This window comes from Hymenobacter telluris (assembly GCF_017313265.1).
In the GTDB taxonomy this organism is placed as follows: Bacteria; Bacteroidota; Bacteroidia; order Cytophagales; family Hymenobacteraceae; genus Hymenobacter; species Hymenobacter telluris.
The window spans coordinates 1-12,087 of the sequence record NZ_JAFLQZ010000036.1 but is presented as its reverse complement, the minus strand read 5'-3'; the positions used below and the strand labels follow the sequence as shown (position 1 = coordinate 12,087).

8 protein-coding genes are annotated in these 12,087 nt (G+C 61.6%); 5 read left to right on the top strand and 3 right to left on the bottom strand.

Going from position 1 to position 12,087, the window contains the following annotated elements; all coding sequences use genetic code 11:
* Positions 1-155: 155 nt before the first annotated feature.
* From J0X19_RS24495 to J0X19_RS24485, 3 genes are all read right to left on the bottom strand, one after another.
* Complete coding sequence (locus J0X19_RS24495) at positions 156-1,271, bottom strand: PKD domain-containing protein (protein ID WP_206987051.1); 1,116 nt, start codon at positions 1,269-1,271, stop codon at positions 156-158.
* Between the two features lie 103 nt (positions 1,272-1,374).
* Positions 1,375-4,365 (bottom strand): PAS domain S-box protein, encoded by a 2,991-nt coding sequence (locus J0X19_RS24490; RefSeq protein WP_206987050.1) that lies wholly within the window; start codon positions 4,363-4,365, stop codon positions 1,375-1,377.
* 132 nt (positions 4,366-4,497) lie between these two features.
* Positions 4,498-5,514 carry an SMP-30/gluconolactonase/LRE family protein gene (locus J0X19_RS24485; protein WP_206987049.1) on the bottom strand — a complete coding sequence of 339 codons (1,017 nt, stop codon included), beginning with the start codon at positions 5,512-5,514 and terminating at the stop codon, positions 4,498-4,500.
* 202 nt (positions 5,515-5,716) lie between these two features.
* On the opposite strand from J0X19_RS24485, the gene J0X19_RS24480 reads away from it, so the two are divergent.
* The 5 genes from J0X19_RS24480 to J0X19_RS24460 all read left to right on the top strand — a co-directional run bounded on the left by J0X19_RS24480 (position 5,717) and on the right by J0X19_RS24460 (position 11,782).
* Positions 5,717-6,793: an SMP-30/gluconolactonase/LRE family protein gene (locus tag J0X19_RS24480; protein ID WP_317194814.1), complete on the top strand. Its 1,077-nt coding sequence runs from the start codon at positions 5,717-5,719 to the stop codon at positions 6,791-6,793.
* Positions 6,794-6,990: 197 nt separating this feature from the next.
* Complete coding sequence (locus J0X19_RS24475; RefSeq protein WP_206987048.1) at positions 6,991-8,607, top strand: protein adenylyltransferase SelO; 1,617 nt, start codon at positions 6,991-6,993, stop codon at positions 8,605-8,607.
* A gap of 200 nt (positions 8,608-8,807) precedes the next feature.
* A complete protein-coding gene (locus J0X19_RS24470) occupies positions 8,808-10,394 on the top strand; it encodes an N-acyl-D-amino-acid deacylase family protein (protein ID WP_206987047.1) in 1,587 nt (528 codons plus the stop codon).
* 229 nt (positions 10,395-10,623) lie between these two features.
* Positions 10,624-11,421: a HipA family kinase gene (locus tag J0X19_RS24465; protein WP_206987046.1), complete on the top strand. Its 798-nt coding sequence runs from the start codon at positions 10,624-10,626 to the stop codon at positions 11,419-11,421.
* Positions 11,399-11,782, top strand: coding sequence for a DUF3037 domain-containing protein (locus J0X19_RS24460; protein WP_206987045.1), 384 nt, complete (start codon positions 11,399-11,401; stop codon positions 11,780-11,782). Before J0X19_RS24465 ends, J0X19_RS24460 begins: the two co-directional genes overlap by 23 nt.
* Positions 11,783-12,087 lie beyond the last annotated feature (305 nt).

Below are 12,087 nucleotides of genomic sequence, written 5' to 3'. Positions count from 1 at the left end.
CGGAGCCTAGGAACTCCGCTTACTGTTTACTGGCTCGTTTTCTTTTTTGCTACCCTAATTCCCAAACACGTTCTAAGGCTATAAGGTAGCAAATTACCCATCCTGAGTTGGATTTTAATCCGGCTCTCAAAAGACGAGAGGCCAACGGTTGTGCTTCACTTAACGGCTACATCCCACACCTTGGCCATGCGGGAACTGCCCGCCGGGCCATCTACAGTGAGCACCACAATGTATTTGCCGGCGTCCTGGTAGCGGTGCACCGGGCTGGGCTCCGTGGACGTGGTACCGTCGCCGAAGTCCCAGTGCCACTTCTTGATGGTGCCCTGGCTTTCGTCGCGGAACGTTACCTGGCGCTTGGCCATATCGGTCACCAAAAACGACCATTGGGCCTGGAGTTTGGGCTGGTACTTAGGCTCCAGCGGCATAAGCGTAAACACGGTGCCAAGGCTGGAGTTGCCGTACATCTTGTGCTGTTTCGACAGGTTCCAGAAGCCTTTCTTGGTTTCGTCTTTCACGTCGTCGTAGTCGATGACGGCCCAGGTCAGCCCGATTTTCTTGAAGTCACTCAGCACCGATTCCACGGCGCGCGCCGGGCCTTCGGCGCCGGCGTAGTCGAAGGGCGTAATCCAGAATTCGGCCACCAGCTTGCCCGGCTCGCCCGGTTTGAACTGGTAGGAATAGGCAATGTTAGAATAAGGCAACTGCTTGATCCAGGGCTGGCTGCCCCAGGCCAGGCACCAGTCTTTGCCCACGGCCGGCGTGAAAATGTGGTAGTTCTGGGCGTGCACGCCGTGGAAGGCGAAGTACCGTTCCATCAGCGGCAGCTCCTGGTTGGGGTGCTGCTCGGCAATGAGCGGCCCCCCCGACAGGTCGCCATCAACCACCAGCTCGAACGTGTCGTTGTGCAGGCCCGGCAGGGAAAAGTCCCAGTAGTTGTCGTAGGCCTCATACAGAAAATACAGCCGGTTCAAACCTTTCACCCACGCCACGCGCACCTGCACATCCAGGTTGGCGGGGTCGGGGGCGGGGTAGCGTTTGGAGTCGTCCCAGAGCTGGTTGGTGCCCACCACGTACTCGCTCGGGAAGCTGGCCCAGTCGTCGGTCTGCCCATCAATGCGCGGAATCATGTGGGCCGGAAACTGATATACTTTGTAACCCCGGTCGTCCTGCGCAAAACCCGCTTGGGGCAGGCCGAGCAGCAGGCCCACCAGCAGGCCGCGCCAACCATACGCAACGCTAATCAGACGGGAGAGAGAACGGGGCGGAAGCATGTGGACAGCGGGTAGTTGGTTGGGATGGGCCTAATGGCAAGGCAAATAACTCGGAATTTAGCCTGCTATACCAAAATTTCTGCCCCACTGCCAACTCACGCCGCTACTCCACTACTTCATTACGCTGTTGCTCTCTGGGGTAGATGCGGAACGTGGTGCCCACGCCCAACGTGCTGTCCACCTCAATGCGGCCGCCAGCCTGCTGCACAATGCGGTTGACGAGGTACAGGCCCATGCCCGAGCCGGTTACGTGGTCATGGAAGCGGCGGAACATCTTGAACAGGTCGTTGCCGTAGCGTGCCAAGTCCAGGCCCAGGCCGTTGTCTTGCACCAGCAGCACGGGCGAGCCGTCGGGTAGTAGCTCGGTGGCTACGCGTACCACCGGCGGCCGGTCGGGGTGGGCGTATTTGAGGGCGTTGCTGAGCAGGTTGTACAGAATGCTTTGCAGGTTGAGGCGGGCAAAGCAGATGGTGGGAACCGCGCTGAAATCCAGCTGAAACTCGGCCTGCAAGGCGGTTGCCTGGCTTTGGATGCTTTGGATAACGCCGTTGGTAAGCGGCAGCAGTTCCACTGCTTCGGGCGTAAACTGCTCGTTGCGGCGCTCTACGTGCACCACCTCAGCCAGCCCCTGAATGGTGCTATGAATCTGGTGAAGCGCGCCCTCAAACATTTCAATAAGCTGCTCGGCTTCGGGGTCGTGGAAGGTGGCGCTGCGCTTTAGCTCCTCGAACACGCCGGCCAGATTGTTCACCGGCTGGCGCAGGTCGTGGGAGGCCGTGTACACGAAGTTGTCGAGGTCCTGGTTGATGCGGGTGAGTTGTTCGTTGGTTTCGGCCAGGTCGGCGTTGGCTTGCTGGCTTTGCTGGTTGGCAGCGCGCAGCTCCTTGTTGGTAGTAGCCAGCTTCTGGCTGGCCAGGCGCAAAGCTTGCTCGGCCATTTTGCGCTCATGAATGTCCACTACCGAGCCCACAAACCCCTCAAACTCGCCGTTGCTGTCGAATTTCGGTAGGCCGGCGTCCACCACCCAGCGGTAAGTGCCCTGCTTGGTTTTCAACCGAAAAACCATGTTGTAGGGCACCCGGCGGGCGTTGGCGTCGCGGAAGGCGGCGCCGGCTTGCTCGGCTTCGGCGGGGTGAATGGCATTAGTCCAGCCGAAACCCAAGGCCTCGGCTTCCTGCTGGCCGGTGTAGTCGTACCACTGCTGGTTGAGGTACAGGCAATGTCCGTCGGGGCCGGTTACCCAAATCATCACTGGGGCCCGGTCGGCCATCAGGCGGAAGTATTGCTCGCTTTCCACGAGCTTCTGTTCCAAGTGTTTCTGCTCGTGAATGTCGGTGTTGGCCCCAAACCACTTGGTAATCTTGCCTTGCTCGTTACGAAACGGTTGGGCCCGAATCAGAAACCACCGGTAATTGCCTTGTTGGCTGCGGAGCCGGGCTTCCACTTGGTACGGCCGGCCTTCCCGAACGGCCTCTGCCCATTGCGTTTGTTGCCGGGGCAGGTCGTCGGGGTGGCAGAACTGCTGCCAGCCCTGGCCGCTGGCCTGCTCGAAGGTGCTGCCCGTGTAAGCGTACCACTGCTGGTTGTAATAGTCCATGTCGCCGCGGGCGGTGCTGGTCCACACCTGGTGCGGAATGGCGTTGGTCATGGTTTCGAAGGCGCGGGCCGTTTGCTGTTCCCGCTGCCGGGCGCGTACCTGGTCGGTTACTTCGTAGGCGAATACCAGCACGCCATCAATCTTGCCCTGGGCATCGAACCGAGCCTGCTGGGTGTAGTTGAAGTACGCCTCTTCCAGCGGGCCGCCTTCCGTGCGTGCAATCGGAATCGGGATGCTCTTTTCTTCGTGGGTGACGCCCGTTGCGTACACCTCTTGCAGGGTGCGCCAGGCCGGGTAATCCTTGATGGTGGGCATGACTTCCAGCAGCGGCTTACCCAGCATTGGGCGCCCCGGAAACATCTGCTGGTAAGCCGGATTGGTGAGCTCGAAAACAAAGTCGGGCCCATCAAAAACGCAGATGGCGGCTGGCACCTGCATGAAAAACCGTTCCAGCCGAAGCCGCTGGCGCTCCACTTCCTGCTGCGCCAAATCCTGCGCCCGGGTACGCCGCCGCACCCGCTCTTCCAGCTCCAGATTGAGCGCCTTCAGCTGATCTTGGGTGCTGAGTAGCTCGGAGTTGCTGGCGTGAAATTCTTCGTTGGCGGTTTGTAGCTCTTCGTTGAGGGTGGCTAGTTCTTCGTTGGCGTGTTGTAGCTCGTTTTCGCTCTGCTCCACCTGTTTGCGGCTCAGCACCGATTCGGTCATGTCGAAGGCAAAGACAAGCACGCCTTCCACCGCACCCGCCGCGTCGCGGATGGCTTGGTAGATGAAGTTGAAATAGTAGGGTGCCGACTGGCCGTTGTTTTGCCGGTCGAGGTGGGCCACCATTTCGTTGCCGTAGAAGGTTTCGCCGGTGCGGTACACTTGGTCGAGCAAGTTGTAAAAAACCTGCCCTTCCAGCTCCGGCAGCCCTTCCCGGATGGTTTTGCCCAGCAACGGCCGCGCCCCCACCAACTCCTGATACCCCTGGTTGGCCAACGTGAAAACGTGCTCCGGACCATGCAGAACGGCAATGGCGGCCGGCGCCTGCATGAATAAGCTTTGCAGCCGAGCACGTTGCGCATCAGCATCGGCCAGGGCTTGGTGCAGCGCCGTTTCCGTGGCCGCGCCCGGCGGCTGATTGGTAGCCGGCACAGTCGCCGCTGCCGGAGCGGGAGTTGCCAAGTGCTCAATTGACTGCACAATGTAGCGCAGCTCGTCGCCTTCACTTAAAACTGGGGTGTAGGTCAGGCGCTGGTTGGGTAGCAGCAGCGTGCCGGGCTGCCGGGTTTCTTGTACCTGCGCCAGCACGGCGGCTATAGGCTTGGTGTTGTTGGGCGTGGCTGGCCATACGTGCCAGCTGTTGCGGCCCGCTATTTCCGAGAGCGGCTGGCCCGCTAGTTGCGCGAAACCAGCCGAACAGTCTACCACTTTGCCTTTCGGGGTCAGCAGCAAGTGGTTGCCGGGCAGCACCCGAAACACCTGTTGATAATCCGGTAAAGAGGTTGTAATAAGCATGGATAACGAGCAACTGAATGCAAAGCCAACCGGGCCTTGCCACGCAATAGCGTACTTGCGGAAAACGAGAAAGGTTAGCTTTTACATACGATAGAAAGCTCAACTATGGCGCAACCCATTGTCGGAGCAGTATTAGAAGCCCTGCACCAGGGTCTTGACCCGGCACAGAAAGCTGCCCGAGGCAATGTAGAGCGTGCGCCCATCGTCGCCGAAGGCGCAGTTGGTTACCACCTCGCCGGTATCAATCGTGCCCAGGTGCTGCCCCTGCGCCGACAGCACCACCACGCCGCCAAAGCCTGAGGCCCACACGTTGCCGTTGCGGTCCGTCTTCAACCCGTCGGGCATTTCCTTGTAGCGGGGGCGGGCCAGCTTGCTCATATCAAAAAACACGCGGCCTTTGCCGAGCTGGCCGTTCGGACGCACGTCGTAAGCCATAATGACGGGTTTCAGCGAGTCGGACTGCGACACGTAGAGCGTGCGGTTGTCGGGGCTGAAGGCGAGGCCGTTGGCGGTGGTCAGGTCGCTGATTTCTTGGGTGATTTTGCCATCGGGGGCGAGGCGGTACACGGTGCCGGTGGGTAGCTCACGGCTGGCATCCTGGGCTTGCTGGGGCAGGCCGTAGGGTGGGTCGGTGAAGTAGATGTGGCGTGTAGTAGGGTTGAGTACCACGTCGTTGGGACTGTTGTAGCGCTTGCCCTGGAAGTTGTCGGTGAGGGTGCGCTTGCCGAATTTGCCGGCCAGGGGCAGCGAGGCCAGCCGCCGGTCGCCGTGGTCACAAATGAGCAGGTTGCCGCGGCCATCTAGCGCCAGCCCGTTCGAGCCGGGCTCTTTGCCGTAGGGCATGCGGCCGGAGTAGCCGGTGTGCTCCAGGAACTTGCTCAGGCCGCCCGTGGCCTGCCAGCGGTACACGGTGCGGGTGGGCGCGTCGGTAAAGAGCAGCATGCTGCTGTCGGATACCCACACCGGGCCTTCGGCGTGCCCGATTCCGGCCGCTACAATTTCAATTTCAGCATCGGGCGCCAGCAGCTGGTCGAGGGCCGGGGCCTGCCGGATGATGCGGCCCGTGGTGGTGAAGCGGGTGGTGGGAGACTGCGCCGAGGCGGCGAAAACGCTTACAGAGGCAAACAGGCAAAGAAACAGATGGCGCATAGGTGGCAAGGTGTGGCTGTAGGGTCTACCCAAGGGTGGGAGGGAAGGTTGCAACCCGCGCCGTTAACCCTGATGAAAGTCGGCCGTAGGAAGTAGCGCGCAGCTGTTGCTTCGTGTGTTGTTGCTGACACGTGAACCTTCGACGACGTTCAACGATACGCGAAGCAACGGCTGCGCGCTACTTCCTTTTTAACTGCCCGCTGTGAAATACTTCATCTACTTGTTCCTGCTCGCCTTGACTTCCCTTCCCGCCGCTGCTCAACCCTCGCAAACGCCTCTGGAAGAAGTGGCCGAATTTGGGCGGCATCAGCCCATTGGCGTGGCCGTGTCGCAGCAGGGGCGCATCTTCGTCACGTTTCCCAAGCGCCCCACCGACTATGATTTTGGCCTCGCCGAACTCGTGAACGGCAAGCGGGTGCCGTACCCCAATGCCGAGTGGAACCAGTGGGACTCCACCCGCGCTGCCGCCCGTTTCGTGAATGTGCAGGCCCTGTTCGTGGACCAGACCAACGCGCTGTGGGTGCTCGACCCCGCCAACCCCGCCGACGAAGCCCCGGTACTTACCGGCATCAAGCTCTTGAAAATCAACCTTGCCACCAACCAAGTGGAGCGCATCTACCGGTTCGAGGACTTGCCCCGCGAACGGTCGGGCCTGAACGACGTGCGGGTGGATACACGTAGCCAAGTGGCCTACCTCTCCGACCCCAAGCTGGCCGGGCTGGTAGTGCTGGATTTGCGTTCCGGCAAGAGCCGCATCGTACTGCAAGGCCACAAATCTACGGCCGCCGCCCCCGGTTTTGTGCTGCGCATTGATGGCAAGGAAGTGAAAGACAAGAACGGTAAGCCCTTCAGCAGCAACGTCAACGGCATTGCGCTTACCCACGATTTCCGATACCTCTACTACCGGGCCATCAACCAAACCAAGCTCTACCGCATCCCCACCGACGCCCTGCGCAACGCGGCCCTCACGCCCACCGAAGTAGCGGCCCGCGTAGAAGAAGTGGGCGAAACGGGCATCTCGCACGGCATGATTGCCGATGCCGCCGGCAACGTCTACCTCACCGATTCGCCCAACCACGCCGTGCGCCGCGTCACGCCCGCCGGCCGCCTGGAAACTGTAGTGAAGGACAACCGCCTGCTCTGGCCCGACTCGTTCGGCCTCGGCCCGGATGGCTACCTCTACCTCACCGCCGCCCAAATTGAGCGGACCCCCAAGTGGAACAACGGCCAGGACCGGGTGCAGTACCCGTTCCGCCTGTACCGGGTGAAAATCAAGTAGGCCCGAGTGTAGCGCGGAAATCCGTTCCGCGACGAGCGGAGCGAGTAGCAAGCGCGTGCTGACGTTGCAGGCGCGTGGGAACTCGCGTTGCTCGTCGCGGAACGGATTTCCGCGCTACATTTCGTTTGCTGATAGTCTGCTGAACCGACTCGGCCTGCCACCGGTTTACTAGCTCTGTACGTACTACTTGCTTGCTCATGTCGTCCCCGACTCTTTCTATAGCGCCTGTCGATCAGGTCACGTTTCATAATTCCCTGGTAGACGAGCTGCGCGGCGAGGTGGCCCCCAACAAGCTGCCGCGCCAAGTACCCGGCTACCACTACTCCCGCATCGACCCAACGCCCGTGCGCGACCCGCACCTGCTGGCCTGGGCCGACGACCTGGCCGCCTACCTGGGCCTGAGTTGTCCGTCGGAGCGCGGCCCGGCCGTGGATGCCCTGGCCGGCAACCTCGTGACGGACAGCATGAAGCCGTTTGCGGCGCGCTACGGCGGCCACCAGTTCGGTAACTGGGCCGGCCAGCTCGGTGATGGGCGGGCTATTTCGTTGGGGGAGGTGAAAGCCACCGATGGCAGCAACTGGGAAATCCAGCTGAAAGGGGCGGGGCCTACGCCGTATTCGCGCCGGGCCGATGGTAGGGCCGTGTTGCGGTCCTCGCTGCGGGAGTTTCTGTGCTCGGAAGCCATGCACTACCTGGGCGTGCCCACCACCCGGGCGCTGAGCCTAGTAGCTACCGGCGACGAAGTGGTGCGCGACATGTTCTACGACGGCAACGCCCGGCCTGAGCCCGGCGCTATTGTGGCCCGCGTGGCGCCCACGTTCGTGCGGTTCGGGAGCTTCCAAATCCTGACTTCCCTGGGCGAAATCGACAACCTGCGCACCCTCGCCGACTACATAATCCGGCAGTATTACCCCGAGTTGGGCGCGCCAAGTCCGGAAGTGTATCTGCGTTGGTTCGAGGAAGTAAGCCGCCGCACGGCCGTTATGGTGGCGCATTGGATGAGCGTGGGCTTCGTGCACGGCGTGATGAACACCGACAACATGTCCATCCTCGGCCTCACCATCGACTACGGCCCCTACGGCTGGCTGGAACCCTACGACCCCGACTGGACACCCAACACCACCGACTTCGGTAGCCGCCGTTACGCTTTCGGGCAGCAGACCAACGTGGCCCTCTGGAACCTGTTCCAACTGGCCCGCACCCTCACGCCGCTTGTCACCACCGACGTGCAGGAGCTAAACAAAGGCCTCGACGTGTACCGCACCACCCTGGCCGAAACCCAGCAGTACATGATGCTCCGCAAGCTCGGCCTGACTGCGCAAAACGGAGACGAGGACCGCGCCCTCCTCGACAGCCTGACCGATGCCCTGGCCGAAACCCAGGTGGATATGACCATCTTCTTCCGGCAGCTTTCACACGCGGCATATCGTCTGCTAAGCGCCACCGACCACGCCATACAGCCGCTGTTCGATGAGCTGTGGAGTGCCGCTTCCTATCCCGAACTGGGCACCGAGCAAGAGGCCTTGCAGCACTGGTTCGGCCGCTATGCCGCCCGCCTTCGCCAGGAAACCGTTGGCGCCGAAGCAGTTCGGGATGACATGCTTGGCGTGAACCCGAAGTACGTATTGCGCAACTACCTCGCCCAGCAAGCCATTGAAGCCGCCGAAACCGGCGACGTATCGGTGCTGAACCGCCTGATGGACGTGCTGAAAACCCCCTACGCCGAGCAGCCCGAACACGACGACCTGGCCGCCAAACGCCCCGCCTGGGCCAGTACCAAGCCCGGCTGCGCCACCCTGTCGTGCAGTTCGTAGGGCGACGGGAACCTCACCCCCTAGCCCCCTCTCCAAAAGAGAGGGGGAACTAGCTTTAGTGTCTTTTTCTAGCTCTAAATCGAAATCTTCAGCTGTATAGCCAGCACATTAGAATCTAGTATCTAAAGCTAGTTCTCCCTCTCTTTTGGAGAGGGAGCTAGGGGGCGAGGTTCCCCGCCTGGGACGTAACAAGTTAACCTATGTGGCGCGCAATTCTCCTTCTTCTAACCGTTGCGCTATTCCCCAAGCCTGCCCCGGCACAGCCGCCGCGTGCCGACCTGCTGATTCGCAACGGGCGGGTGCTGGACGGTACCGGTAACGCCTGGTTTTACGCCGACGTGGCCGTGCGGGCCGGTAAAATTCTGGCCGTCGGGAGGCTGCCTAAGGATTATCCTGCTGATACCGTGCTCGATGCCCGCGGCCTGGTTGTAGCGCCTGGCTTCATCGACGTGCATACGCATATCGAAGACGACGAAGTCAAGCAGCCTACCGCCGACAACTTCCTCTACGACGGCGTAACTACCGTTATTACCGGCAACTGCGGTTCCTCCCGGCCCGATTTACGGCGCTACTTCGCTTTCCTCGACAGCCTGCACCTATCCGTAAATGTGGCCTCGTTGGTGGGCCACGGCACGGTGCGCAAGGAGGTAATGGGCCGCGCCAACCGCACACCTACGGAGGCGGAGTTAGGCCAGATGGAAACCCTAGTGGAGCAGAGCATGCAGGCCGGGGCCGTGGGTATATCGTCGGGGCTGATATACGTGCCGGGTACCTACACCCGCACGCCCGAATTGGTGCGCCTGGCGCGGGTGGCGGCGCGTTACCGGGGCCTCTACGCCACCCACATGCGCAACGAGAGCGACAGTGTGCGGCAAGCCATTCAGGAGGCGCTGTTGGTGGGCCGGGAGGCGGGTTTGCCCGTGGAAATTTCGCACCTAAAGCTGGGTGGGCAGGCCAACTGGGGCCACGCCGCCGACCTACTGAACCTAATAGAAACCGCCCGCCAGAACGGCCAGGAAGTCACCATCGACCAGTATCCCTACACCGCCAGCTCCACCTTACTCAGCACCCTGCTCCCCGACAACGTGCAAGCCGACGGCCGCGACTCACTGCGGGTACGCCTAGCCCGCCCGGCGGTGCGCAAGTCCGTGGAAGCGTTTTTGGTAGCCCGTCTGCGCAAGCGGAAACTGCGCCACTTCAGCTACGCCGTAGTGGCCAGCTTCCCACCCGACCCCAGCTACAACGGCCTCAGCCTCGAAGCCATCAACCAGCGCCGGGGCCGCCCGCACAACGCCCGCGCCGAAGCCGCTACTATCCTGGACCTGGTGTTGCAGCACGATGCCGGCATGGTGTTCCACGGCATGAGCGAGTTCGATGTGCAGCAGATTATGCGCTACCCGTTCAATATGCTAGCTTCCGACGCCAGCATCCGGGTGTGGCAGGAGGGTGTGCCGCACCCGCGTGGCTACGGCTCCAATGCCCGCGTACTGGGCCACTACGTGCGTGAGTTGCACGTTATCAGCCTCGAAGAAGCCGTGCGCCGCATGACCTCGCTGCCGGCCCAAACCTTCGGCCTCACCGACCGGGGCCTGCTCCGCCCCGGCCTCGCCGCCGACCTCGTGGTGTTTGACCCCCAGGAAGTGGCCGAGCGCTCCACTTTCACCCAACCGCATCAATACAGCGTAGGCATGCGCTACGTGCTGGTCAACGGCCAGCTCACCGTGCGCAACGGCCAGCACACCAAGCGCCGCGCCGGCCAGGTGCTCTACGGCCCCGGCCGCCGGTAGGAATGTAGCGCGGAAGCCACAGGAAATCCGTTCCGCGCTAAAGTTGTGCAACTGTCAGACAAATAAAACGTCATGCTGAGCTTGCCGAAGCATCTCTACCGCTTCGCTTGAGCCGTTACAACCAAGCGGTAGAGATGCTTCGGCAAGCTCAGCATGACGACCTAAGAAGCATTGTGTATTGGCACTGACACAGACGCTAGTAAGAAAAATAAATGTTGAATTTCGCGCTATGAACTATAGTCCACCTGAGCTGCGCACCGTGGAGGTGACGCGGTATGTGAAACCGTTGCGCGAGGGCGGCTCGTTGCCGGGGCTGGTAGAGGCCGAAGACGACTTTCTGTACGTGCTCAAATTCCGGGGTGCGGGCCAGGGTGCCAAGGCCCTGATTGCCGAGCTGCTGGCTGGCGAGCTGGCGCGGGCGTTGGGTTTGCGGGTACCGGAAATCGTGTTTGTCACCCTCGACGAAGCCTTCGGCCGCACCGAGCCCGACGAGGAAATTCAGGATTTGCTGCGGGCCAGCGAAGGACTGAACCTGGCCTTGCACTACCTGTCGGGCTCCATTACGTTCGATGCGCTGGTGACCACCGTGGAGCCCCGGCTGGCCTCGCAAATCGTATGGCTGGACTGCCTCATCACCAACGTGGACCGCACGCCGCGCAACACCAATATGCTGATGTGGCACAAGGAGTTGTGGCTCATCGACCACGGCGCAGCCTTCTATTTCCACCACGCCTGGCCCGATGTGACCGAGCAGGCCCGCCGCCCATTCGCGCAGGTGAAAGACCACGTGCTGCTGCCCCAGGCCAGTGAGCTGGTCGCCGTTGATGCGGAGTACCGCGCCATCCTCACGCCGGAGGTCATCCGCAATATTGTGACCCTGATACCCGATGAATGGCTAACCGGCGACTCGCCTTTTCCCACGGCGGAAGAGCACCGCCAGATGTACGTTCAGTTTCTGGAGACCCGCCTTGCGGCGTCTGAAATCTTTGTTAATGCCGCACAGGATGCCAGAAAAGCACTTATTTGAGTACGCCGTGATTCGCGTCATGCCCAAGGTGGAGCGCGAAGAATTTCTGAACGTCGGCGTGATTCTGTACTGCGCCAGCCAGGGGTTCCTGCAAACCCGGTTCCAGCTAAACGAAGCGCGCCTCCTTGCCCTGGCCCCCGGCCTCGACCTGCCAGAGCTGCATGAGCGGCTGCATGCCTTCGAGCGGATTTGCGCCGGCCGCAAGGAGGGAGGCGTCATCGGGCAGTTGGCCGTAGCCTCCCGGTTCCGCTGGCTGACCTCCACCCGCAGTACCATCGTGCAAACCTCCCCCGTACACCCCGGCCTCTGCCAAGACCCCACCGACACACTGGCGCGGTTGTATGAGGAACTGGTTTGCTAGGGGCCTCACCCCCCGGCCCCCTCTCCTAAGGGAGAGGGGGAGCCCAACGTCGGTAGCGCAGCCGCTGCGGCTCTCGCCTCCGCAACAGCTACCGGACAGCCGCCCAATTTATTTCTCCTCAACACCACTGCAATTCGAGGTAGCAGTCATGCAGGCGTAAGCCGAAATGGCTGCGCTGCCTCGGCTGGCTCCCCCTCTCCCTTAGGAGAGGGGGCCGGGGGGTGAGGCCACCCCCAGCAGCTGCTGAAAAGCCTCCAGGAACAAGCCCATGTGGTACCCGTCGCCGAGGCCGTGGTGCAGGTTTA

Coding starts and splice junctions, on each gene's coding strand:
- J0X19_RS24495 (WP_206987051.1), bottom strand. CDS start 1,271: ATGCTTCCGCCCCGTTCTCTCTCCCGTCTGATTAGCGTTGCGTATGGT.
- J0X19_RS24490 (WP_206987050.1), bottom strand. CDS start 4,365: ATGCTTATTACAACCTCTTTACCGGATTATCAACAGGTGTTTCGGGTG.
- J0X19_RS24485 (WP_206987049.1), bottom strand. CDS start 5,514: ATGCGCCATCTGTTTCTTTGCCTGTTTGCCTCTGTAAGCGTTTTCGCC.
- J0X19_RS24475 (WP_206987048.1), top strand. CDS start 6,991: ATGTCGTCCCCGACTCTTTCTATAGCGCCTGTCGATCAGGTCACGTTT.
- J0X19_RS24470 (WP_206987047.1), top strand. CDS start 8,808: ATGTGGCGCGCAATTCTCCTTCTTCTAACCGTTGCGCTATTCCCCAAG.
- J0X19_RS24465 (WP_206987046.1), top strand. CDS start 10,624: ATGAACTATAGTCCACCTGAGCTGCGCACCGTGGAGGTGACGCGGTAT.
- J0X19_RS24460 (WP_206987045.1), top strand. CDS start 11,399: ATGCCAGAAAAGCACTTATTTGAGTACGCCGTGATTCGCGTCATGCCC.